The 24,261-nt window shown below is 53.9% G+C and carries 22 protein-coding genes and 1 pseudogene; 12 read left to right on the top strand and 11 right to left on the bottom strand.

Going from position 1 to position 24,261, the window contains the following annotated elements; genetic code table 11:
* The 10 genes from K7R23_RS11475 to K7R23_RS11430 all read right to left on the bottom strand — a co-directional run bounded on the left by K7R23_RS11475 (nucleotide 1) and on the right by K7R23_RS11430 (nucleotide 6,095).
* Entirely contained in the window at nucleotides 1–657 is a 657-nt protein-coding gene (locus K7R23_RS11475; RefSeq protein ID WP_024132852.1) for a hypothetical protein, read from the bottom strand.
* A complete protein-coding gene (locus tag K7R23_RS11470) occupies nucleotides 644–1,243 on the bottom strand; it encodes a type III secretion system domain-containing protein (RefSeq protein ID WP_012907136.1) in 600 nt (199 codons plus the stop codon). The genes K7R23_RS11475 and K7R23_RS11470 overlap by 14 nt, the downstream gene beginning before the upstream one ends.
* Nucleotides 1,240–1,554 carry a type III secretion system filament chaperone gene (locus K7R23_RS11465; protein ID WP_024132853.1) on the bottom strand — a complete coding sequence of 105 codons (315 nt, stop codon included), beginning with the start codon at nucleotides 1,552–1,554 and terminating at the stop codon, nucleotides 1,240–1,242. Before K7R23_RS11465 ends, K7R23_RS11470 begins: the two co-directional genes overlap by 4 nt.
* Before the next feature lie 5 nt (nucleotides 1,555–1,559).
* Nucleotides 1,560–1,778: an EscE/YscE/SsaE family type III secretion system needle protein co-chaperone gene (locus K7R23_RS11460; protein WP_012907138.1), complete on the bottom strand. Its 219-nt coding sequence runs from the start codon at nucleotides 1,776–1,778 to the stop codon at nucleotides 1,560–1,562.
* Between the two features lie 14 nt (nucleotides 1,779–1,792).
* Nucleotides 1,793–2,164, bottom strand: a complete 372-nt coding sequence (locus tag K7R23_RS11455) for an H-NS histone family protein (protein WP_024132854.1) — start codon at nucleotides 2,162–2,164, stop codon at nucleotides 1,793–1,795.
* Nucleotides 2,165–2,517: 353 nt separating this feature from the next.
* Nucleotides 2,518–4,089, bottom strand: coding sequence for an IS66-like element ISCro1 family transposase (locus tag K7R23_RS11450; RefSeq protein WP_012904571.1), 1,572 nt, complete (start codon nucleotides 4,087–4,089; stop codon nucleotides 2,518–2,520).
* Nucleotides 4,090–4,108: 19 nt separating this feature from the next.
* Nucleotides 4,109–4,456, bottom strand: coding sequence for an IS66 family insertion sequence element accessory protein TnpB (gene tnpB, locus K7R23_RS11445; RefSeq protein ID WP_012904570.1), 348 nt, complete (start codon nucleotides 4,454–4,456; stop codon nucleotides 4,109–4,111).
* Nucleotides 4,456–5,133 carry an IS66-like element accessory protein TnpA gene (gene tnpA, locus K7R23_RS11440; protein WP_012904569.1) on the bottom strand — a complete coding sequence of 226 codons (678 nt, stop codon included), beginning with the start codon at nucleotides 5,131–5,133 and terminating at the stop codon, nucleotides 4,456–4,458. The genes tnpB and tnpA overlap by 1 nt, the downstream gene beginning before the upstream one ends.
* A gap of 234 nt (nucleotides 5,134–5,367) precedes the next feature.
* On the bottom strand, nucleotides 5,368–5,787 hold the full coding sequence (locus tag K7R23_RS11435; RefSeq protein ID WP_012907140.1) for a helix-turn-helix domain-containing protein: 420 nt from the start codon (nucleotides 5,785–5,787) through the stop codon (nucleotides 5,368–5,370).
* Nucleotides 5,784–6,095 carry a type II toxin-antitoxin system HigB family toxin gene (locus K7R23_RS11430; protein WP_012907141.1) on the bottom strand — a complete coding sequence of 104 codons (312 nt, stop codon included), beginning with the start codon at nucleotides 6,093–6,095 and terminating at the stop codon, nucleotides 5,784–5,786. The genes K7R23_RS11435 and K7R23_RS11430 overlap by 4 nt, the downstream gene beginning before the upstream one ends.
* 228 nt (nucleotides 6,096–6,323) lie before the next feature.
* Here K7R23_RS11430 and K7R23_RS11425 point away from each other — a divergent pair, with 228 nt between their 5' ends.
* The 8 genes and pseudogenes from K7R23_RS11425 to K7R23_RS11390 all read left to right on the top strand — a co-directional run bounded on the left by K7R23_RS11425 (nucleotide 6,324) and on the right by K7R23_RS11390 (nucleotide 14,876).
* Nucleotides 6,324–6,653, top strand: coding sequence for a YqcC family protein (locus K7R23_RS11425; protein WP_012907142.1), 330 nt, complete (start codon nucleotides 6,324–6,326; stop codon nucleotides 6,651–6,653).
* A pseudogene (truC, locus tag K7R23_RS11420) lies at nucleotides 6,653–7,435 on the top strand (tRNA pseudouridine(65) synthase TruC). Before K7R23_RS11425 ends, truC begins: the two are co-directional and overlap by 1 nt.
* A 17-nt stretch (nucleotides 7,436–7,452) precedes the next feature.
* Entirely contained in the window at nucleotides 7,453–7,902 is a 450-nt protein-coding gene (locus K7R23_RS11415) for a flavodoxin (RefSeq protein WP_012907143.1), read from the top strand.
* Nucleotides 7,903–8,385: 483 nt separating this feature from the next.
* The gene (gene gudP / locus K7R23_RS11410) at nucleotides 8,386–9,738 is read left to right on the top strand and encodes a galactarate/glucarate/glycerate transporter GudP (RefSeq protein ID WP_012907145.1); all 1,353 of its coding nucleotides are present in this window, start codon (nucleotides 8,386–8,388) and stop codon (nucleotides 9,736–9,738) included.
* A gap of 2 nt (nucleotides 9,739–9,740) precedes the next feature.
* The gene (locus K7R23_RS11405) at nucleotides 9,741–11,081 is read left to right on the top strand and encodes an enolase C-terminal domain-like protein (protein ID WP_012907146.1); all 1,341 of its coding nucleotides are present in this window, start codon (nucleotides 9,741–9,743) and stop codon (nucleotides 11,079–11,081) included.
* A 20-nt stretch (nucleotides 11,082–11,101) separates the two neighbouring features.
* Nucleotides 11,102–12,442, top strand: coding sequence for a glucarate dehydratase (gene gudD / locus K7R23_RS11400; RefSeq protein WP_012907147.1), 1,341 nt, complete (start codon nucleotides 11,102–11,104; stop codon nucleotides 12,440–12,442).
* An 87-nt stretch (nucleotides 12,443–12,529) separates the two neighbouring features.
* Nucleotides 12,530–13,672, top strand: coding sequence for a glycerate kinase (locus K7R23_RS11395; protein ID WP_012907148.1), 1,143 nt, complete (start codon nucleotides 12,530–12,532; stop codon nucleotides 13,670–13,672).
* 223 nt (nucleotides 13,673–13,895) lie between these two features.
* On the top strand, nucleotides 13,896–14,876 hold the full coding sequence (locus K7R23_RS11390) for an IS110-like element ISCro4 family transposase (RefSeq protein ID WP_012904434.1): 981 nt from the start codon (nucleotides 13,896–13,898) through the stop codon (nucleotides 14,874–14,876).
* A 179-nt stretch (nucleotides 14,877–15,055) separates the two neighbouring features.
* Here the strand turns inward: K7R23_RS11390 and barA are convergent, their stop codons facing one another.
* Nucleotides 15,056–17,812, bottom strand: a complete 2,757-nt coding sequence (barA, locus tag K7R23_RS11385; protein WP_012907149.1) for a two-component sensor histidine kinase BarA — start codon at nucleotides 17,810–17,812, stop codon at nucleotides 15,056–15,058.
* A gap of 57 nt (nucleotides 17,813–17,869) precedes the next feature.
* Here barA and rlmD point away from each other — a divergent pair, with 57 nt between their 5' ends.
* From rlmD to pyrG, 4 genes are all read left to right on the top strand, one after another.
* Nucleotides 17,870–19,168 (top strand): 23S rRNA (uracil(1939)-C(5))-methyltransferase RlmD, encoded by a 1,299-nt coding sequence (gene rlmD, locus K7R23_RS11380; protein ID WP_012907150.1) that lies wholly within the window; start codon nucleotides 17,870–17,872, stop codon nucleotides 19,166–19,168.
* A 51-nt stretch (nucleotides 19,169–19,219) separates the two neighbouring features.
* The gene (gene relA, locus K7R23_RS11375; RefSeq protein WP_012907151.1) at nucleotides 19,220–21,454 is read left to right on the top strand and encodes a GTP diphosphokinase; all 2,235 of its coding nucleotides are present in this window, start codon (nucleotides 19,220–19,222) and stop codon (nucleotides 21,452–21,454) included.
* A gap of 67 nt (nucleotides 21,455–21,521) precedes the next feature.
* A complete protein-coding gene (mazG, locus tag K7R23_RS11370; RefSeq protein WP_024132855.1) occupies nucleotides 21,522–22,313 on the top strand; it encodes a nucleoside triphosphate pyrophosphohydrolase in 792 nt (263 codons plus the stop codon).
* A gap of 223 nt (nucleotides 22,314–22,536) precedes the next feature.
* The gene (pyrG, locus tag K7R23_RS11365) at nucleotides 22,537–24,174 is read left to right on the top strand and encodes a glutamine hydrolyzing CTP synthase (protein WP_012907153.1); all 1,638 of its coding nucleotides are present in this window, start codon (nucleotides 22,537–22,539) and stop codon (nucleotides 24,172–24,174) included.
* Nucleotides 24,175–24,261 lie beyond the last annotated feature (87 nt).

Genomic DNA, 24,261 nt, shown 5'->3' with positions numbered 1-24,261 from the left:
TTATTCCTGAATAATACTCAAATAACTCTCTTTAAATGAATTTAATAAGATATTAATTTGCTCTAACGGATCTAAAGTTATTCTTATATATTCATTTTCTATTATTATCTGATTAACTGGTATATTTAAATCATCAATAAACTCTAAATTCTTACCCTCACCGAGGTCAATATTAACGTCTGGGTTTTTAGTGATCTTAATAGCCCCTACAATATTATTATGAGAAATCGCCTCTCTTACGACTTCATTAAGTAAGGCATCCCAATTAATTCTTGATGATGTATCTAAAGAATGCAATGCATCAGTTAGTGTCAAATGAATTTTATTCATTATATCTTGTATTAAAACCAACTCGATATCCTGGATATCTTTAACCCATTTCACCGAATTATTAATCTCTTTTTCTAATTTTATTTTTTTGTATTTGCGTTCTCTTTCTCTCATTGATAACATTTTTTTTGCAATTTTTTTTCTTGATTCTATCTTTAACTGTTTCGTTTTCCTCCTAATCCTCAGTAAATGTTCGCATGTTCTTTTTCGAGTCAGTTTGATAATGTTATCAGTTTGGAAAATTTCCTGCAGCTTACTTTCAGCTACAACATCTTCCGTAAGCACTAAGTCAATAATTTTTATATTTTTATATTCATAAAGTTTCATAAGGCAGTAAAATTTTATTAAGTTTATTAAGAAATATACCATTAATATGAACTGGCTTTATTTCTCCGCTTTTCGGTAAAAGATATTTAACTATTGCCCATAATGGATTATCAGAGAATAACCATTCCAGATTTCCTGCACCATATTTTATTAGCTCCGAACAGAACCGATCTTCGCCATATTCTGGTTTACATTGTCCTCCCTGCCAATAGAATGATAACTGTTTCACATTTTGATATCCTATCTCTTCAATCAGATTCTCTCTATATACTCGTGAAAAAATATAATCAGGACATTGAATTTCAAATAATGCACTACTTAAAGCAAGCAATCTTATTTTACCAATTGACTGATATAGAAAACTATCCTTATTTATATTTGATAATTCTGCACCAGCTATTTTACTTTGAATATCCTGACGTATAATCCTATTTAGTTGATTACGTGTAGAACTATTTTCTCTTAGACGTCGAAAACAGCCCTGATTGACACCGGTTAAATCACCTAGCCATTCATCATGAATCATCATGAGAGGATAGTTAATTAATTTATAGTAGCTATAGTCTATTTTATTCAAAATTGTCATACTATTTTTCTATTGTTTTTATTACGCTGATTCTTTGTTAATTGACTTCCAGATCTTGTAGGTTTCATTGTCTCTATTAATTTCTCTATCTTACTTAAAGCGGAATCATATAATCTTCTCTCTTCACCATATGTATATCCTTCAATTAATTTGTTTAAAGTTTCCGCAGCTTGAGGGGATGTTTTTGCCTTTTCACTTAATATATTAACGTTTTCTTTTATAACATCAAATTCAGCAATTATTTTTTTTATTGTCTCAATCTCTGATCTTATTTTTTTATCTAATAACTCTTTGTTTTTTGTTTGCTTCACAATATTCATCCTCTATTCAATCTGATTACCATTATCTCAATGACCTTAATTGCCGCATCGCATGCAATGAGCAGTTCCTTTGCTTCATTGTAAGTGACCTTATCCAAAGGTTTTTTCATTTTTTCGTGGATTTCATTTTTTTTATCATTTATTTTTTCAATAAAAATATTTGCTGATTTTTTATTTTTTATTATTTCATCTTCCAGTTCAGTTATCGTTATCATTTAATTATTTCATGTTAAATGTTATTCAGAGATGTTACTTCTTCTTCTGTGTCCTTCACAAGAAAATCTTCTTTCTTTCTTCCATTCAATAATGCTTCTTTAAGCCAACGTGGTTGTCGACCCACTCCAGACCAAGTCTGTCCGTCTTCATTACGGTAGTATACCCCTTTTGATGAGCTCCGGCGAGCAAGAGCACCATCAGGTATATTAGTATACCCCAGTTCTTGTAAGGTTATATTGTAATAAGTAATCTGTTTTTGAATTGACTCAATTACAGTTTGAATCTCCTGCTCACGCAGCCGCTTTGCTTCTTGCTGTAGCACAGCAATCTGCTCAATCAGCTGAATGTATGGGCTTGTTGTGGGCGAATTAGTTTCCATATTCATAATAAATAATCTCCTCATACTTTTATATATTAAGATATTAACAAGCTCATCCTTACATGGATGGGTCAACAATTAATAGAATGTTATAAATTATGTAAGATAACGTCTTATCTATCACATTAGAAAAATCTACTTCATCATACAAAACCCCTATAAAAGCTATTAACCCCTGATACATAATGTGTAAAATATATTATCCTTAAATGTCAACAAAAAAATTATACCAATTAAAAAATCATTAAAAAATCAATAAATTATAAAGATTTAGCTAGTTGGCAAAGCGGCATTAATTATTGTTTCTCCATTAATTAATATTTTTTAGAGTAAGCGGCTCGCCAGAACCGTATTGATATTTACTGAGAGCTCAGATCAACTTTCCAGGGCAACAGATCGCGTACCCGATTTGCCGGCCAGTCCTGGATATGCTCAATGACGTAACGCAGCCATTTTTCTGGCTCCACATTGTTCAGACGGCATGTGCCGATCAGCGAGTACAACACCGCCGCATGTTCGCCACCGCTGTCAGAACCCGCGAACAGCCAGTTTTTCCGGCCTACGGCCACTCCCCTTAAGGCGTTCTCTGCGATGTTGTTGTCGATTTCCACCCAGCCATTACTGCAGTACACGTTCAGGCTATCCCACTGTTTCAGCAGGTATGCGAACGCTTTTGCCGTATCCGAGTGACGCGACAGTGTTTTCATCTGAGTCTGTATCCAGTCATACAGTGACTGCATCAGTGACGCAGCTCTGGCTTTTCTTGCCGCCAGACGCTGTTCTGCTGAACATCCCCGGACTTCTGCTTCGATGGCATACAGTTCACCGATACGCTGCAGGGCTTCCGTGGTGATATCGGTTGGCGCTCTTGCATGCACATCGTGGATTTTTCTCCGGGCATGGGCCATACACGCGGCTTCCGTTATTCTGCCGGATTCGTATAACGCCCGGTAGCCACCGTAAGCATCGGCCTGAAGCACTCCGCTGTAACCGGACAGGTGATTCTGTGGATGTATGCCTTTCCGGTCCGGGCTGTACGCGAACCAGACCGCCGGGGGCATCTGTGAACCGGCGTTACGGTCATCACGGACGTAGACCCACAGCCGGGCTGTCCGGGTTTTACCGCTGCCCGGCTCCTGGACCGGGACGGGGATATCATCAGCATGGACTTTACCGGGCATCAGCACATACTGGCGCAGGACGTCATACAGCGGCTCCAGCAGTTCAGCAACAGCACCTGTCCAGCGCCCCAGTGTGGCACGGCTCAGCTCCACTCCCTGACGACGGTATATTTCTGACTGGCGGTATAACGGCAGATGGTCTGCATATTTCCCGGTGACAACATGGGCCAGAAGCCCCGCTCCGGCATAACTGCGTGCAATGGGTTTTGAAGGTACTGGTGCCTGCACGATATGGTCGCACCGGCAACAGGCCAGTTTCGGACGTTGTGTTTCGATAACCTTAAAGGCGCTGCTGATAAGCTCCAGTTGCTCTGACACATCACATCCCAGAGAACTGAGTTCACCACCACAGGCAGGACAGCATTCCTCTTCCGGCCGGATAACCCGGGTTTCACGGGGAAGTGAGGCCGGTAACGGTTTACGGGCTGAAGACTGGCGCAGGGCGGATGGCAGTGCCGGGTCATATTGCTCACCCAGCGTTTCAGCCATTTCTTCCTGAAGTGCGCTGATTCTCTCCTGTGCATCCTGTATCTGCCGTTCGGTTTTTGCGCGAAGTTTTTCTGAGCTTTTACCGAACTGCATACGTTGCAGTTTCGCAACCAGCGCCTTCAGCCGGTTGATTTCGGAAGCATAAGCCGCCACCCGCTGTGAGAGCAGGCGGTTGTATTCGGCCATCTGGCGGATGGTGTCCTGTTGCGTCTGCAACAGTGCCCGCAGGCGGGCGTTCTCATGAGCAAGTGAGGTGTCCATATCCTCACTTTACAACGGGTTATATGCGGATTCCAGCGCGTTCCGTTCGTTTCGGGTGCTTCCAGTTGATACCTTCAAGAAGCATGGATAACTGAGCCGGAGTAAGGTGCACCTTGCCGTCACGGGTGACTGGCCAGATGAAGCGGCCCCGCTCCAGGCGTTTGGTGAAGAGGCACAGTCCGTCACTGTCAGCCCACAACACTTTTATCTGGTCACCCCGGCGTCCGCGGAAGATGAACAGGTGTCCGGAGAACGGGTCATCCTTCAGGACGTTCTGAACTTTTGATGCCAGGCCGTTAAAGCCATTTCGCATATCGGTGATACCTGCAACCAGCCAGATACGCGAACCTGCAGGGAGAGATATCATCAGTGGCTGCTCCCTTTTATTTCGCGGATAAGTGTCTGTAATAACGCCGGCGTCAGTTTACCTTTAAGCCTGAGAGTTCCGGCCGGCAGAACCAGCTCACAACACAGACTGTCGGACGGTGTATTTATCTGCTCTGGTTCCTGTGCGGGGGCCGGGATTTTATTATCCGGCTCCGGCGTTAACGTCACGGGAAGCAGTGCCGGCATATTTTTTCCGGAAGGCAGCAGGCCACCTTTCCGGTATTGATGGCGCCAGTTGAAGAGCAGGTTATCGTTGATTCCGTTTTCCCGGGCGATCTGCGCCACACAGGCTCCGGGCTGCAGTGACTGCTCCACTAAGGCGATTTTAAACTCATAAGGGAAGTTGGGCCGCCGGGGACGTTTTTTTACCACGGGGGTTTCGGATATAACGGTGCTTTCAGGACGTACGACTGGTACCGTGGAAAATTGTCCGTAAAGGCAGGCATCAAGTTCCTGCTCCGACATGCCTGCGGGCAAAGGCCACGAAAGGCCAGCTCTCCGAAAGCGCACGAACATACTACAAACTGTTGATTTTGGTACACCCAGGCGACGTCCGGCCACAACCCGAGGTAAATGTTCTTCGAAGTGAAGGCGTAAAGCTTCAGTAATCCAGGTCCGGTATTCCATACGATAGTGTCCACTAAAAATGATGGACATTATTTTTGTGGAGCCGGAGGAAACAGACCAGACGGTTTAAATGAGACGCTTACGTACTTGCTTCTTTTGATAATGAAAGAGCGTCAGGCATACCTGGACCTTACCGTGGGGGACCATTGCTGGCTTGCGCCGTCCGTAGATGTTTAAAAAGGGGGGAAGGGAGCGAGTTTTTGGCGCGTTAACGTTTTTCTGCGGAAAGTTACAGCCCGCCGTGACGCGGGCTGGCGGTGGAGATCAGAGAAACCACTGCGGCTTGATGCCGAACCGCTCCGAAAGCGCCTTGATGTGTGAGATCGTCAGGGAGCGCTGGCCGGAAAGGATCTGGCTCACCAGCGATTTGGATCCAATCTCATTCTTCAGGTCGGAGTAGGAGAGCTGATGCTGGTCAATCAGGGTGCGCAGTAGCGCGACGCCAACCGGAATCTCTGCAATGCGTTTGTTGAACTCCGCAAACTGTTCGCTGTTGTCCTCGTAATCCGCAATCTTGGCTGCCAGGAAGTCGATCAGCGGGTTCTCGTCGTCGTGGTCGATCAGGTACTCCACCAGCTCCAGCGCGTCGCGGTAGTCTTTCTCTGAGGTGCTGCCCCCCAGCAGAGGGACGGCAGCTACCAGTTGCTTCGTTGCTTCGATAGCTTTAGTGGTGTCGGCGATCATTCTTTGTTCTCCCGATAGTAGCGAGTCAGCTTATCGTATTCAGCGTGGGTGGCGATGTGCTTCACGTAGAAGCGTTTATTCACAAAGTTGATGTAGGCGATAACTCGCAAATTATGACCACCCACATCTAAAACCCACCATTTGTTCCGGTACTTAAAATTGTCGAGACTCGGCACGGCGGTGCGCAACTCATCGGGCGATTTGAAGTCTGTTTCGCTTACCAGGCGATACAGCGCCCTAATGGCCATGGCGTCGTTTGGAAATAACCGCGCCGCTTGCTCAAATGGCTCTTTGGAGATGATGTGCACTGAGAGATTCCCTTCACGTGTTCACATTATGTAAACACTATAACGCACTGTTGTCCTGGTGGCAATACGGCTCAAGATGCTGGTAAGGGGCTTCAATGCCATGTCCGGATAGCTGGTTGGCAGCCGGTAGATCGTCATTGAATCCTCGCGCATCCCCAATGATTTTGTGTATCTCTCAGTGGCAGTGGTATCCTTCGCGGCAGATTTTTCTTCACTAAGGTGACTTTCATGACCACGCATGATCGTGTACGTCAGCAGCTTCATGCTCTTGAAGCGCTGCTGCGTGAACATCAACACTGGCGGATGGATGAACCCGACGCCCACCTGTTTACCAGTACCCAGCCGTTTTGCATGGATACAATGGAGCCGCTCGAGTGGCTGCAATGGGTATTGATACCGCGGATGCATGCCCTGCTGGACAGCCAGCAGCCGCTGCCCGACGCCTTTGCCGTCGCGCCGTATTATGAAGTGGCGCTGAGTGCCGATCATCCTCAGCGCGGGGTACTGCTCGATGCGCTGCAGGCGTTGGATGCGCTGTTCGCGCAAGATAAGTCCTGATGCTGGAGATACTGTATCAGGATGAATGGCTGGTGGCGGTCAACAAGCCCTCCGGCTGGCTGGTTCATCGCAGCTGGCTGGATCGCGACGAAAAAGTTGTGGTGATGCAAACCGTGCGCGATCAGATAGGGCAGCACGTGTTTACCGCGCACCGCCTCGACAGGCCGACCTCCGGGGTACTGCTGATGGGCCTGTCCAGCGAAGCCGGGCGATTGCTGGCGCAGCAGTTTGAGCAGCACCAGATGCAAAAGCGCTACCACGCCATCGTGCGCGGTTGGCTGATGGACTAAGCGGTGCTGGATTACCCGCTGGTGGAAGAGCTGGATAAAATCGCCGATAAGTTTGCCAGAGAAAATAAAGAACCGCAGCCGGCGGTCACCCACTATCGTGGTCTGGCGACAGTGGAGATGCCGGTGGCGACCGGGCGCTATCCCACCACCCGCTACGGCCTGGTAGAGTTAGATCCGCAAACGGGCCGCAAGCATCAGCTGCGACGCCATCTGGCGCATCTGCGCCATCCGATTATCGGCGACAGTAAACATGGCGACCTGCGGCAAAACCGCAGCGCGGCGGAACATTTTGGTTGTTCGCGACTGATGCTGCACGCCAGCCAGCTTTCGCTCACCCATCCGTTTACCGGCGAGCCGCTGACTCTTCGCGCCGGACTGGATGCGGTCTGGATGCAGGCGCTGTCACAGTTTGGCTGGCGAGGTCTTCTCCCCGAAAATGAAAGGGTTGAGTTCAGTGTGCCGGCAGGTCAGGATGAAGGCGTAAATTCGTAATTCACGGAGTTTTAAGCATGGCGGAAGTGGGTATTTTTGTCGGGACAATGTACGGAAACGCGCTGTTGGTTGCCGAAGAGGCTGAAGCGATCCTGACGGCGCAGGGGCATAACGCAACCGTTTTTGAGGACCCTGAACTGAGCGACTGGCAGCGCTACCAGGATAAAGTCGCGCTGGTGGTGACCTCAACTACCGGGCAGGGCGATTTACCTGACAGCATCGCGCCGCTGTTCCAGGGTATTAAGGATCAGCTCGGGTTTCAGCCAAATCTGCGCTACGGGGTGATTGCGCTGGGAGACAGCAGCTATACGCATTTTTGTAACGGCGGCAAGCAGTTTGACGCTCTGTTGCAGGAACAAAGCGCCCGACGCGTGGGTGAAATGTTATTGATTGACGCCAGCGAACATCCTGAACCGGAAAGCGAATCCAATCCCTGGGTGGAACACTGGGGAACACTTCTCTCCTGAGGAGAGTCATCCCTCCCCCTACCGGGAGGGGAACTCCTGCTTGCGCCAGTAAGCAGGGGAATAACCTGTCTGCAGTATAGTTAACACTGAATCGTGTTAGCATCGGGCATATGCCTAAAAACCTTTCGCATGAAAGGGCTTTTACTGGCGTTTTCATAGGGTCAAGCGACCTGATTCACACTCCTGTCCTTTTGCACGTCGCCTCACGCCATTTTGGTTATGGGTTTTCATTTCCGTGAAGTGGCTTCCATTGTCCTGGGCTTTTGCCAAAAACATACGCGTTATGTCGTTGAAATGTTGTGTCGTTGCACGGTGAGCAAGACCCAGGCGCTTTTTATACTTTTCCTGCCAGTGACAACAACACAGTACGCAAGGCGAATAACCTCTAATAAAGCTGCCATGTAAGAAACGTCATCTCTGATTCCCTACCGGTTGTGCAGTTCAGAGTGAGCGTGACTAACGCGATAATTCAGGAGTGCAACAATGAGTTCATTAAGTCAGGCTGCGAGCAGTGCGGAAAAACGCACCAACGCCCGCTACTGGATAGTGGTGATGCTGTTTATCGTCACCTCCTTCAACTACGGCGACCGCGCGACGTTATCGATCGCGGGTTCAGAAATGGCCAAAGACATCGGCCTGGATCCGGTAGGTATGGGGTACGTTTTCTCTGCGTTCTCATGGGCCTATGTTATCGGCCAGATCCCGGGCGGCTGGCTGCTCGACCGTTTTGGTTCCAAACGCGTCTACTTCTGGTCCATCTTTGTCTGGTCGATGTTTACCCTCCTGCAGGGCTTCGTCGATATCTTTAGCGGCTTCGGCATTATCGTCGCGCTGTTTACGCTGCGTTTCCTCGTCGGTCTGGCGGAAGCGCCTTCCTTCCCCGGCAACAGCCGTATTGTCGCGGCGTGGTTCCCGGCGCAGGAAAGGGGAACTGCGGTGGCGATTTTTAACTCCGCGCAGTATTTCGCGACCGTTATCTTCGCCCCGATCATGGGCTGGCTGACTCACGAAGTGGGCTGGTCGCATGTGTTCTTCTTTATGGGCGGTCTGGGGATCGTGATTAGCTTTATCTGGCTGAAAGTGATCCATGAGCCGAACCAGCATCCGGGTGTTAACCAGAAAGAGCTGGAGTACATTGCGGAAGGCGGCGCGCTGATCAACATGGATCAGAAAAACAACAAGGTGAAAGTGCCGTTCAGCGTCAAATGGGGGCAGATTAAACAGCTGCTGGGTTCCCGTATGATGATCGGTGTTTATATCGGCCAGTACTGCATCAACGCCCTGACTTACTTCTTCATTACCTGGTTCCCGGTCTATCTGGTGCAGGCGCGCGGCATGTCGATTCTGAAAGCAGGTTTCGTGGCCTCCGTTCCGGCTATCTGCGGCTTTGTCGGCGGCGTGCTGGGCGGCATTATCTCTGACTGGTTGATGCGTCGTACCGGATCGCTGAATATTGCCCGTAAGACGCCGATCGTGATGGGGATGCTGCTGTCGATGGTGATGGTGTTCTGTAACTACGTCAACGTCGAGTGGATGATCATCGGCTTTATGGCGCTGGCGTTCTTCGGCAAAGGCATTGGCGCGCTGGGCTGGGCGGTAATGGCCGATACCGCGCCGAAAGAGATCAGCGGTCTGAGCGGCGGTCTGTTCAATATGTTCGGTAACATCTCCGGCATTGTGACGCCTATCGCTATCGGCTATATCGTCGGCAGTACCGGCTCCTTTAACGGCGCGCTGATTTACGTGGGGGTCCATGCGCTGGTCGCGGTGCTGAGCTACCTGGTGCTGGTCGGCGATATTAAACGTATTGAACTGAAACCTGTCGCGGGGCAATGAAGATGACAACGCAATCGAGTCCGGTTATTACCGATATGAAGGTCATTCCGGTGGCCGGGCATGACAGTATGCTGCTTAACATTGGCGGCGCCCATAACGCGTATTTCACCCGCAATATCGTGGTGCTCACCGACAACGCCGGGAATACCGGCGTTGGCGAAGCGCCGGGTGGCGAGGTGATCTACCAGACGCTGGTCGATGCCATTCCGATGGTGCTCGGTCAGGAAGTGGCGCGGCTGAACAAAGTGGTGCAGCAGGTACATAAAGGCAACCAGGCGGCCGATTTCGATACATTCGGTAAAGGCGCATGGACGTTTGAACTGCGGGTGAACGCGGTCGCCGCGCTGGAAGCGGCGCTGCTCGACCTTCTGGGTAAAGCGCTCAACGTACCGGTCTGCGAACTGCTGGGGCCGGGCAAACAGCGCGATGCGGTCACCGTGTTGGGCTACCTGTTCTATATCGGTGATCGCGCCAAAACCGATCTGCCGTATCTGGAAACCACGCCGGGCAATCATGACTGGTATCACCTGCGCCACCAGGAAGCACTGAACAGCGACGCGGTGGTGCGGCTGGCGGAAGCCTCTCAGGATCGCTACGGCTTTAAGGATTTCAAACTGAAAGGGGGCGTGCTGCCGGGCGAGCAGGAGATTGAAACGGCCCGCGCGCTGAAAAAACGCTTCCCTGACGCGCGTATTACCGTTGACCCTAACGGCGCCTGGCTGCTGGATGAAGCCATCGCGTTGTGCAAAGGGCTCAACGATGTGCTCACCTACGCGGAAGATCCCTGCGGCGCGGAACAGGGCTTCTCCGGTCGCGAAGTGATGGCGGAGTTCCGTCGGGCGACCGGGCTGCCGGTGGCGACCAATATGATCGCCACCAACTGGCGTGAAATGGGCCATGCGGTGATGCTCAACGCCGTTGATATACCGCTGGCCGATCCGCATTTCTGGACGCTCTCCGGCGCGGTACGTGTGGCACAGTTGTGCGACGACTGGGGGCTGACCTGGGGCTGCCACTCCAATAACCACTTTGATATCTCTCTGGCGATGTTTACCCACGTTGGCGCCGCTGCGCCGGGTAATCCCACCGCCATCGACACCCACTGGATCTGGCAGGAGGGCGACTGCCGCCTGACCAAAAATCCGCTGGAGATTAAAAACGGAAAAATTGCTGTTCCGGACGCGCCCGGGCTGGGCGTGGAGCTGGACTGGGATCAGGTGCAGAAGGCGCATGAAGCCTATAAAGCGCTGCCCGGCGGCGCGCGTAACGACGCGGGCCCGATGCAGTATCTGATCCCCGGCTGGACTTTTGACCGTAAACGCCCGGTTTTCGGTCGCCACTGATTTTGTATAAGGACGAGATTATGAGCACACAATTTACCACTCCCGTTGTTACCACCATGCAGGTGATCCCGGTTGCGGGTCACGACAGCATGCTGATGAACCTGAGCGGCGCGCACGCTCCGTTCTTCACGCGTAACATCGTCATTATTAAAGATAACTCCGGTCATACCGGCGTCGGTGAAATTCCCGGCGGTGAGAAAATCCGTAAAACGCTGGAGGATGCTATTCCGCTGGTCGTGGGCAAGGCGCTTGGTGAATACAAAAACGTGCTGAACGCGGTGCGGAATGAATTTGCCGATCGCGACGCGGGCGGCCGTGGCTTACAGACCTTCGACCTGCGCACCACCATCCACGTGGTGACCGGTATTGAAGCAGCGCTGCTTGACCTGCTGGGGCAGCATCTGGGCGTTAACGTGGCGTCGCTGCTCGGCGACGGTCAGCAGCGTAGCGAAGTGGAAATGCTCGGCTATCTGTTCTTCGTCGGCAACCGCAAGGCTACGCCGCTGCCGTACCAGAGCCAGCCGGATGAGAAGTGCGACTGGTATCGTCTGCGTCACGAAGAGGCGATGACCCCGGACGCGGTGGTGCGCCTGGCGGAAGCGGCGTACGAAAAATATGGCTTCAACGACTTCAAACTGAAGGGCGGGGTGCTGGCCGGGGAAGAAGAGGCGGAATCCATTGTCGCGCTGGCGAAACGCTTCCCGCAGGCGCGGGTGACGCTGGACCCGAACGGTGCATGGTCGCTGAATGAGGCGATTAAAATTGGTAAGTACCTGAAAGGCACGCTGGCCTACGCGGAAGATCCGTGCGGCGCCGAGCAAGGCTTCTCCGGACGCGAAGTGATGGCGGAATTCCGTCGCGCTACCGGCCTGCCGACGGCCACCAACATGATCGCCACCGACTGGCGTCAGATGGGCCATACGCTGTCTCTGCAATCGGTGGATATTCCGCTGGCGGATCCGCACTTCTGGACGATGCAGGGGTCTGTCCGCGTGGCGCAGATGTGCCATGAGTTTGGCCTGACCTGGGGCTCGCATTCCAACAACCACTTCGATATTTCTCTGGCGATGTTTACCCACGTCGCGGCGGCGGCGCCGGGCAAAATCACCGCTATCGATACCCACTGGATCTGGCAGGAAGGCAACCAGCGCCTGACCAAAGAGCCGTTTGAAATTAAAGGCGGGATGGTGCAGGTGCCGGCGAAACCGGGTCTGGGCATTGAGATTGATATGGATCAGGTGATGAAAGCGCATGAGCTGTATCAGAAATACGGTCTGGGCGCGCGTGACGACGCGATGGGCATGCAGTATCTGATCCCGAACTGGACCTTTGATAACAAACGTCCTTGTATGGTGCGTTAAGGTCTTGCCGGTCCCCCTGTGGACCGGCGATTTTTTATTTGCAGATGGGTATATGCTTAACAGAGTCATCATGCGTAAGGACGACTTATGAAAATAGTGATCGCACCGGACTCATATAAGGAAAGTTTGAGCGCACTTGAGGTGGCGAGCGCCATTGAGCAGGGCTTTCGTGAGGTCTGGCCTGATGCGGATTACGTAAAACTGCCGGTCGCTGATGGCGGTGAAGGTACGGTTGAAGCCATGGTTGCGGCGACGGCGGGACGCATTGTTGACGTCAAGGTTACTGGCCCTCTGGGCGAGCAGATTACGGCATTTTACGGTTTATCAGGCGACGAGCGCTCGGCCTTCATTGAGATGGCGGCGGCGAGCGGTCTGGAGCAGGTTCCCTTTCACCAGCGCGATCCGTTAAAAACCACCTCCTGGGGAACCGGGGAACTGATTCGTCATGCGCTGGATGCGGGCGTTGAACATATTATTATCGGACTTGGCGGCAGCGCGACCAACGATGGCGGGGCGGGCATGGTGCAGGCGCTGGGCGCGAAACTGCTTGATGCGCAGCACAACGACATCGCCCCGGGCGGCGCGGGGCTGGAGACGCTGGCGCGTATTGATATCAGCCAGCTTGATAAGCGGCTTGCTGATTGTCGCATTGAGGTGGCGTGCGATGTCACCAATCCGTTGACCGGAAAAGAGGGCGCATCGGCGGTGTTCGGCCCGCAAAAAGGGGCGACGCCGGAGATGATTGTCCGGCTGGATAAGGCGCTGGAGCAGTATGCGCAACTGATTGCCCGCGATCTGGATGTGGATGTTTCAACGCTGGCGGGCGGCGGCGCGGCAGGTGGAATGGGGGCGGCGCTGTATGCGTTTTGCGGCGCCCAGCTGCGACGCGGTATTGAGATTGTCACCGACGCGCTGCAACTGGAGGCGTGCGTAGCCGACGCCGACCTGGTGATCACCGGCGAAGGGCGCATCGACAGTCAGACCATTCACGGTAAAGTACCGGTAGGGGTGGCAAAGGTGGCGAAGCGATACAACAAGCCGGTAATCGGCATCGCAGGTAGCCTGACGGCGGATGTCGGTGTGGTACACGATCACGGGCTGGACGCGGTGTTTAGCGTAATTTACACCATCTGCACCCTGGACGACGCGCTGAAGAATGCGGAAGACAACGTGCGGATGACGGCGCGAAATGTGGCGGCAACGTTCAGTATTGGGCTGCTTTCACGCTAGTTGCCTGATGGCGCTGCGCTTATCAGGCCTTGTATTATCCCTTCAGTGCAGGGAGAACCGGCCAGTTCTCTCTGCCATGCGGTCCGCATGCCGTATCAGGCCTCAGGCTAATAACCTGTGACGTAGATTTATGCAGCGGACCGCCGTTCTCCACAAGTGACAAACCGGACAGTATCATGGACCGGTTTTCCCGGTAATCCGCATTCACAAGGCTGGTCTCACTATGGAACAGGAACTTCATTTTATCGGTATCGATGTCTCTAAAGCTAAGCTGGATGTCGATGTGTTGCGGCCTGATGGCCGTCACCGCAGCAAAAAATTTGCCAACACCCCGAAGGGCCACGACGAACTTCTCCGCTGGCTCAGCGGTCATCGCGTGGCACCGGCACATATCTGCATGGAAGCCACCAGTACGTATATGGAAGACGTTGCCGCTCATCTCAGTGATGCCGGTTACACCGTCTCCGTCATCAACCCCGCCCTGGGTAAAGCCTTTGCACAGAGTGAAGGTCTGCGCAGCAAAACCGATGCAGTGGATGCCCGTATGCTGGCAGAGTTCTGTCGTCAGAAGCGCCCTCCGGCGTGGGAAGCCCCGCATCCGGTTGAACGGGCCCTGCGGGCTCTGGTGCTGCGCCATCAGTCGCTGACGGACATGCACACGCAGGAGCTGAACCGCCTGGAGACAGCGCGTGAGGTGCAGCGTCCGAGTATAGACGCCCATCTGCTGTGGCTTCATGCCGAACTTAAGCGCATCGAAAAGCAGATAAAGGACCTGACGGATGATGACCCGGATATGAAGCACCGCAGGAAGCTGCTGGAAAGTATCCCGGGCATCGGGGAGAAAACGTCCGCGGTATTACTGGCTTATACCGGTCTGAAGGAGCGCTTCACCCATGCCAGGCAGTTCGCCGCTTTTGCGGGTCTGACGCCGCGGCGGTATGAATCAGGCAGCAGTGTGAACAGGGCCAGCCGGATGAGTAAAGCCGGACATGCGTCGCTTCGCAGGGCGCTGTATATGCCTGCGATGGTGGCGGTAAGTAAAACGGAATGGGGAAGAGCGTTCCGTGACCGTCTGGCAGGGAACGGTAAAAAAGGGAAAGTGATAATCGGTGCGATGATGCGCAAGCTGGCGCAGGTGGCGTACGGTGTTCTGAAGTCAGGCGTGCCGTTCGATGCGTCCCGGCATAATCCGGTAGCAGCGTAAAATATGGTGGAAGGGATGAAAAAACAGCGCCTGACGGCGCTGTGACTGGTATGCCTGCAATCCGGTAAGGCGGAAAATAAAAAAGCTTGCAGGCGATAACAGTATCTACAAATCAGGCCTGTAATTTGCGTATCTCCAGGCCGGATAAGGCGTTTACGTCGCCATCCGGCACCTGAAATTCATCCCAGCACCTTCTTCGCTTCGCGCGCCACGTTATCCATCTCGTCAAGCAGCTCCAGAAATTCCGGTTCCAGCTCGCTTTCCGGCGTACCGTTACGTAGCTGTCCTTCCAGCAACTGGCACAGGTTTTTCATGCGCGGCACGCCGCTATAGCCGCAGCTGCCGTGCAGCTTATGGATCAAATCCACGATTCCCCCCGGATCCTCTCCGACCAGCTGTTCTTCGATTCTGTTACGCACCTCCGGCAGAAAATCGATCAGCATTTGCAGCATATCGCGCGCCAGATCGGCTTTTCCGGCCGCCTGACGCAGCGCCAGCTGCCAGTCCAGCGTGGCGTTTGGGTTGACGGAGGGCTCTGGCCCTTCCGCCGTCAGCACGCGGGTGGTCACGCCGGTGCCCGGCTTGTAGCGCAGTAACAGGCTATGCAGCTTGTCTTCTTCGATCGGTTTCGCCAGATAGTCATTCATACCGGCGCTCAGAAGCTTCTCTTTCTGACCCGCCATCGCATGGGCGGTCACCGCGATGACCGGCGTCTGCTGCTGATGCGGCAACTGATGAATCAGCTCGCAGGCCCGGATGCCGTCCATGTCCGGCATCTGAATATCCATCAGGATCAGATCGAACTGCATCTGTTTGGCGCGATCGACCGCCTGCTGACCGCTGTCGCATAGTTCGACGTGCTGAACCAGATCGTCCAGCAGGGCGCCGATCAGCTTCAGGTTAGCGGGATTATCATCCACCGCCATTACCGTCATGGCGATCTTGCGATCGTTTACCGGCAGGGCGTTATCGTGGTGGTTATGGCGACACAGCTCCACCAGCGCCGGAAGCAGACGCGTCGAGGTCAGCGGTTTTAACAGACAGCTCGCCACGCCGTCCTGCTTGAGTTTCTCGGCGTTGACCTGAGCGTGGCAGGGCAGCGCCAGCATCAGGTAATCGGTCATTTTTGTCGCCTGAATCAACCGCTCATGCTGCATCGTCAACGGCTCTTTGAAGGTGACGGCGACGCCCAGCAGCATAATATCGTAATGTTCAGCGGCCAGCGCCGAGAAGGTCGGGCTGTAAATCACCTCCAGCGGGGTTTCGCTGAGAATATCCAGCGTACACTGTGCGGCGGTGGCGTTTGGCTCAACGTAGGCGATGCGTTTGCCCGCCAGGCTCATCGTGGCTGGCCCGTCGCTGATCACGCTCGGATTGAGATCGAGATTGATATGGAACCAGAAGGTAGAGCCCCGGTTTGGCTGGCTGTGGAAAGAGATATCGCCGCCCATTTCGTTAACCAGTTTTTGCGTAATCACCAGCCCCAGCCCGGTGCCGCCGTGACGGCGGGAGATGCTGGCGTCGGCCTGCCGGAAGGCCTGGAACAGACGCGACTGATCGCGTTCGGGAATACCGATGCCGGTGTCGCGGATTTGCACCTCTATCTGTACCTTGGTGTTACTGATCGAACGTTTCTCGACCAGAATGTCGATATTGCCGTTCTCGGTAAACTTAATCGCATTGCCGACCAGGTTAGTGATCACCTGCTGTAAACGCAGCGGATCGCCAATGACGTTATCCGGCACGTCATTTTTGATATTGAGCGTCAGTTCAAGGCCTTTATCATGCGACGAATGCGCCAGCAGCGTGACCACCTCGTCCAGCGTATTGCGCAGGGCGAAGGGGATGCTTTCCAGAATCAGTTTACCCGCTTCCAGCTTGGAGAAATCCAGCACGTCGTTAATGATCGCCAGCAGATTATTCGCCGAGCGTTCGATGGTATTGAGGTGGTCGCGCTGGGTGGTATTCAGCTCGGTTTTCAGCGTCAGGCGGGTGAAGCCAATCACGCCATTCAGCGGCGTGCGCAGTTCATGGGACATGTTCGCCAGGAACTCGGACTTAATGCGCGCGGCCTCCTGCGCACGTTTCTTCGCCAGATCCAGTTCAACGTTCTGGATCTCCATCTGCTCCAGCGTTTCACGCAGATCGGAGGTGGCCTGATCGATATTGTGCTGCATCTCTTCGTGATAGGCGGCGAGCGACATCGCCATTGAGTTGATGCCGTTTTTCAACATATCCAGCTCGCCGAGCATAAAGCCTTCGACGCGGCTGTCGAGCTGGCCGCGGCGAATACGGTCCACCGTATTGACCATATTGCGGATAGGCCCGGTGACGTCGCGCATCAGACGCCAGCCGAAGATAAGCGCAATGCCGATGCAAAACAGCATCATCACGGTGGAGATGAAAATTTCTTTATACTGCTGCAGGCGAACAGACTTGAGATCCAGCTCAAGCGCCACATATCCCAACATATTTTTCGCGTTTTTCGCATCGGTCACCGGCGACTCATCCGGCGAATAGCTTTCCGATACAATCGGCGTTCGCAGAATTAAAATATCGCCGTGCCGTTCAACGCTCAGCCGACGCGGGAAGGGTGCGCCCTGCGGAAGCTTTAGTTGTGACTGATTGAGGTTGAAGTTAGAGGTAACGAACAGCCGATTATTCTCATCGTAGACTGAAATCGCCCGCACAATATCCGAATGGCGACGATGCAGAACGCTGATAAGCTGGCCGATGGACTCACGATTTTGCAGGTTCATGCCATATTCGGTAGAGACTGCGAGAGGCTCAATAATGCTGGCCCCGGCATCTTCCAGTTGACGCTGCAGGTCGTGATAGCGATGGACGACAAAAAAGATGCTGAGCAGTAATCCGATAAGTACGGTCGGCGCCAGGATCAGAATCATCATGCGAGCGCGCAGGCTGTAGTTGGTCATGGAGTTCCGTTATGGGACAATCAGGGTCACACTGTTAATTTGAGAATAATCTCGTCGATGGCGCAATTCTACTCTGCAAAACGGCGCGTGACGACGCGCCAGATCATAACCGTGACAGTCAATGACCTCGACTCGTTTGGTCAGGGCGTGGCGCGGCATAATGGAAAGGCGCTGTTTGTCCCCGGACTGCTGTCGCAGGAAAGTGCGGAAGTGGTCGTTACCGAAGATAAAAAACAGTACGCCAGAGCGCAGGTGAAGCGTCGGCTGAATGACAGCCCGGAACGCGTATCGCCGCGCTGTCCGCATTTTGGCGTCTGCGGCGGCTGTCAGCAACAGCACGCCAGCATTGCGCTGCAACAGCGCAGTAAAAGCGCGGCGCTGTCGCGTCTGATGAAGTGTGAAGTGGCTGAGATCGTTGCCGCCGGGCCGTGGGGCTATCGCCGCCGCGCGCGCTTAAGTCTCCAGTACCAGTCGAAAACCCAACAACTGCAAATGGGCTTTCGCAAGGCCGCCTCCAGCGACATTGTCGATATCAGGCAGTGCCCCATTCTGGCGCCCCAACTTGAGGCGCTCTTGCCCGATGTCAGGGCATGCCTCAGCGCGTTGCAGGGCGTTCGTCACCTCGGGCACGTTGAGCTGGTGCAGGCGAGCAGCGGCACGCTGATGATTTTGCGCCATACGGCGCAGTTAAGCGCCGGGGATCGGCAAAAACTGGAACGCTTTTCGCATTCACGCCAACTGGCGCTTTATCTGGCGCCGACAGGCGAGATACTGGAGCGCGTTTCAGGCCAGACGCCCTGGTATGAGTCAAACGGGCTACGCTTACACTTTAGTCCGCGCGATTTTATTCAGGTCAACGAAGGGGTAAACCAGCAGATGGTTGCCCGCGCGCTGGCGTGGCTGGAAGTGCAGCCGACCGATCGCGTTCTTGATCTGTTCTGCGGCATGGGCAACTTCACCCTGCCGCTGGCGACCCAGGCGGCAAGCGTGGTCGGCGTTGAGGGCGTACCCGCGCTGGTGGAGAAAGGGCAGGAAAATGCCCGGCAAAATGAATTACACAATGTGACATTCTTTCATGCCAACCTTGAGGAGGATGTCACCCGGCAACCGTGGGCCAAAAGCGGTTTTGACAAAGTTCTGCTCGATCCCGCGCGGGCGGGCGCCGCTGGCGTGATGCAGCATATTATAAAATTACAGCCTCGCCGCATTGTTTATGTATCCTGTAATCCTGCTACGCTGGCGCGGGATAGCGAGCAACTGCTGCGCGCGGGATACCAGATTCAGCGGCTGGCAATGCTCGATATGTTCCCCCACACTGGACACCTGGAATCGATGGCGCTGTTTGAGCACAAGTAATAACGTCCGGCTTGCTGAATCCGGCAGGCCGGGTCCCTTAAGGAGAGGACAATGGTTGCGGTACGAAGTGCACATTTAAATAAAGCTGGGGAGTTTGATCCGAAAAAATGGATTGAAAGTCTGGGGATTGCCAGCCAGCAGTCGTGTGAACGTTTAGCCGAAACCTGGGCGTATTGCCTGCAACAGACACAGGGGCATCCGGATGCGGAGCTGCTGCTGTGGCGTGGCGTGGAGATGGTGGAAATTCTCTCGACGCTGAGTATGGATCTCGACACGCTGAGGGCGGCGCTGCTGTTCCCTCTGGCCGATGCCAGCGTGGTGAGCGAGGATACCCTGCGTGAAAGCGTGGGCAAGTCGATCGTCAATCTTATTCATGGCGTGCGCGACATGGCGGCGATACGCCAGCTTAAAGCCACCCATACCGATTCCGTCTCATCCGAGCAGGTCGATAACGTTCGCCGTATGCTGCTGGCGATGGTGGACGATTTCCGCTGCGTGGTGATCAAACTCGCCGAACGTATCGCCCATCTGCGCGAAGTGAAAGACGCGCCGGAAGATGAGCGCGTGCTGGCGGCGAAAGAGTGCACCAATATTTACGCCCCGCTGGCGAACCGTCTGGGCATCGGTCAGCTGAAATGGGAGCTGGAAGACTACTGCTTCCGCTATCTGCACCCGGCGGAGTACAAGCGCATCGCGAAGCTTCTGCATGAGCGCCGCATCGATCGTGAACACTATATTGAAGAGTTCGTCGGCCATCTGCGCGCCGAAATGAAAACCGAAGGCGTGAAGGCGGAGGTCTACGGGCGACCAAAACATATCTACAGCATCTGGCGCAAAATGCAGAAAAAGCACCTGGCGTTTGATGAGCTGTTTGACGTGCGCGCCGTGCGTATCGTCGCCGAACGTCTGCAGGACTGCTACGCCGCGCTGGGGATTGTTCACACCCACTATCGCCATCTGCCGGATGAGTTTGACGACTATGTCGCCAACCCGAAGCCTAACGGTTATCAGTCGATCCATACGGTGGTGCTGGGGCCGGGCGGGAAAACCGTTGAGATCCAGATCCGGACCAGGCAGATGCATGAAGATGCCGAACTGGGCGTTGCCGCGCACTGGAAATATAAAGAAGGCGCGGCGGCGGGCGGAACGCGTTCGGGCCATGAGGATCGCATCGCCTGGCTGCGTAAGCTGATCGCCTGGCAGGAAGAGATGGCCGACTCGGGCGAGATGCTCGACGAAGTGCGCAGCCAGGTCTTCGACGACCGGGTCTACGTATTTACGCCGAAAGGCGATGTGGTCGACCTGCCCGCAGGCTCCACGCCGCTCGATTTCGCCTATCACATTCACAGTGACGTCGGGCATCGCTGCATCGGGGCGAAAATCGGCGGGCGCATCGTACCGTTCACCTACCAGTTGCAGATGGGAGATCAAATCGAAATTATCACCCAGAAGCAGCCGAACCCCAGCCGCGACTGGCTTAACCCGAACCTCGGCTATGTCACTACCAGCCGTGGGCGTTCGAAGATCCACGCCTGGTTCCGCAAGCAGGATCGCGACAAGAATATCCTGGCCGGACGCCAGATCCTTGACGATGAGCTGTCGCATCTGGGCATCAGCCTGAAAGAAGCGGAAAAACTTCTGCTGCCGCGCTACAACTTCAACGAGCTGGAGGAGCTGCTGGCGGCCATTGGCGGGGGCGATATCCGTCTTAACCAGATGGTGAACTTCCTGCAGTCGCAGTTCAACAAGCCGAGCGCGGCGGAAGAAGATGCCGCGGCGCTGAAGCAGCTTCAGCAGAAAACTTATGCGCCGCAGAACCGTCGTAAAGACGACGGGCGGGTGGTGGTGGAAGGGGTCGGCAACCTGATGCACCATATCGCGCGCTGCTGTCAGCCGATCCCCGGCGATGAGATTGTCGGGTTTATCACCCAGGGACGCGGGATTTCCGTCCACCGGGCGGACTGCGAACAGCTGGTCGAGCTGCGCGCGCATGCGCCGGAGCGCATTGTGGATGCGGTATGGGGCGAAAGCTACTCGGCGGGCTATTCGCTGGTGGTGCGCGTCCAGGCCAACGATCGCAGCGGCCTGCTGCGCGATATCACGACCATTCTGGCGAACGAGAAGGTCAATGTGCTGGGCGTCGCCAGCCGCAGCGATACCAGACAGCAGCTGGCGACGATTGATATGACCATCGAAATCTACAACCTGCAGGTGCTGGGGCGCGTGCTCAGCAAGCTGAACCAGGTGCCGGACGTGATTGACGCGCGCCGTCTGCACGGCAGTTAAACACACTCTTCTGTAGGCCGGGTAAGGCTTCGCTGCTGCCCGGCTTGCTTTTTTAATGGAAAAGATTATGACTCAAATCGACCGCCTGCTCGGCATTATGCAGCGTCTGCGCGACCCGCAAAACGGCTGTCCGTGGGACAAAGAGCAGACTTTTGCCACCATCGCTCCTTACACGCTGGAAGAAACCTACGAAGTGCTTGACGCCATTGCGCGCAAGGACTTTGACGATTTGCGCGGCGAGCTGGGCGATCTGCTGTTCCAGGTGGTGTTTTATGCGCAAATGGCGCAGGAAGAGGGGCGCTTTAATTTTGACGATATCTGCGCCGCCATCAGCGACAAGCTGGAACGCCGTCACCCGCATATCTTTGGTGATGCCGCGGCGGGAGACAGTTCTCAAGTGCTGGCCCGCTGGGAGCAGATTAAAAGCGCCGAGCGGGCGGAAAAATCCCAGCACTCTGCGCTGGATGATATCCCGCTGAATCTGCCCGCGCTGATGCGCGCGCAGAAGATTCAGAAGCGCTGTTCCGCCGTGGGGTTTGACTGGACCTCTCTCGGCCCGGTGCTGGATAAGGTGCATGAAGAGATCGACGAAGTGATGCACGAAGCGCAGCAGGCCGTCGTGGATGAAGCCCGACTCGAAGAGGAGATGGGCGATCTGCTGTTCGCGACGGTCAATCTTTCCCGCCATCTGGGCGTCAAGGCTGAGTCTGCGTTACAAAAAGCGAACCTGAAGTTTGAGCGACGTTTTCGCGAAGTGGAGCGGATTGTGGCCGCGCGCGGCCTGGAAATGAGCGGCGTTGACCTCGATGTGATGGAAGCGGTCTGGCAGGAAGTAAAACGCCAGGAAACTGATCTCTAACGGGATTTTGCGAACAAGCGCTATTTGTGCGATTTTTTAAATGACAAGCGCTTGATTTGCGTCAAAAACATTTAGCCAAAAGGGGCTATTTTCTCACTCCTTATGTTTGTCATCGCCTGGAATGGAGACGAAGAATGAAAGTTTGTGGCGCTCGCTGTGTTCGGGTATACTACTTTCCCGTCCTGGTTATTCCATCGTTTCACCCTAACTTCTCAGGTTCAGCATGACAACGAACTATATTTTTGTGACCGGCGGGGTCGTATCCTCTCTGGGTAAAGGCATTGCCGCAGCCTCCCTCGCTGCCATTCTTGAAGCCCGTGGCCTCAATGTGACTATCATGAAGCTGGATCCGTATATCAACGTCGATCCGGGCACCATGAGCCCAATCCAACACGGGGAAGTGTTCGTTACTGAAGACGGCGCTGAAACCGACCTGGACCTGGGCCACTACGAGCGCTTCATTCGCACCAAAATGAGCCGCCGCAACAACTTCACCACGGGCCGCATCTACTCTGACGTACTGCGTAAAGAGCGTCGTGGCGACTATCTGGGCGCGACCGTACAGGTTATCCCGCACATCACTAACGCTATTAAAGAACGCGTACTCGAAGGCGGCGAAGGTCACGACGTTGTGCTGGTGGAAATCGGCGGCACCGTCGGCGATATCGAATCCCTGCCGTTTCTTGAAGCGATTCGCCAGATGGCCGTTGAAATTGGCCGCGAACATACCCTGTTTATGCACCTGACGCTGGTTCCGTACATGGCGGCGGCGGGGGAAGTGAAAACCAAGCCGACTCAGCACTCTGTAAAAGAGCTGCTTTCCATCGGTATCCAGCCGGATATCCTGATCTGCCGCTCCGACCGCGCCGTACCGGCCAACGAACGTGCGAAAATTGCATTGTTCTGTAACGTTCCGGAAAAAGCGGTGATTTCTCTGAAAGACGTCGATTCCATCTATAAAATTCCGGGCTTATTGAAATCGCAGGGCCTGGACGATTATATTTGTAAACGATTCAGCTTAGACTGCCCGGAAGCAAACCTGGCCGAATGGGAACAGGTTATTTATGAAGAAGCGAACCCGGCAGGCGAAGTCACCATCGGGATGGTCGGTAAGTATATTGAGCTGCCGGACGCCTACAAGTCGGTGATTGAAGCGCTGAAACACGGCGGTCTGAAAAATCGCGTCACCGTCAACATCAAGCTGATCGATTCGCAGGATGTTGAAACGCGCGGCGTCGAAATTCTGAAAGATTTGGACGCTATCCTGATCCCCGGCGGCTTCGGCTACCGCGGCGTGGAAGGGAAGGTCGCCACTGCGCGCTATGCGCGTGAGAATAATATTCCTTATCTGGGCATTTGCCTGGGTATGCAGGTTGCGTTGATTGAGTTTGCCCGTAACGTCGCAGGCATGGACAACGCCAACTCAACGGAATTTGTGCCAGACTGTAAGTACCCGGTCGTGGCGCTGATTACCGAATGGCGTGACGAGGACGGCAATGTTGAAGTCCGTTCTGAGAAAAGCGATCTGGGTGGCACCATGCGCCTTGGCGCGCAGCAGTGTCAGCTCAGCGATGACAGTCTGGTTCGCCAGCTGTACGGCGCGCCGACTATTGTCGAACGCCATCGCCATCGTTACGAAGTCAACAATATGCTGCTGAAACAGATTGAAGCTGCGGGTCTGCGTGTTGCAGGCCGTTCCGGTGATGATCAGTTGGTCGAGATCATTGAGGTACCGAATCATCCGTGGTTCGTGGCCTGTCAGTTCCATCCGGAATTTACTTCCACGCCACGTGATGGACATCCGTTGTTCGCCGGCTTTGTCAAAGCCGCCAGCGAACATCAGAAGCGTCAGGCGAAGTAAGAAGTAGAAAAGTTAGAACGGCAACGCGTACCAGGGGTACGCGTTGTTTGTCTGGAGTTTTAGTTTAACTTGTACTGAGGAAAACCT

This window comes from Citrobacter rodentium NBRC 105723 = DSM 16636 (assembly GCF_021278985.1).
Taxonomy (GTDB): Bacteria; Pseudomonadota; Gammaproteobacteria; order Enterobacterales; family Enterobacteriaceae; genus Citrobacter_A; species Citrobacter_A rodentium.
Note: the sequence above shows the minus strand (reverse complement) of the source record. Positions and strands in the feature narration are given on the sequence as shown.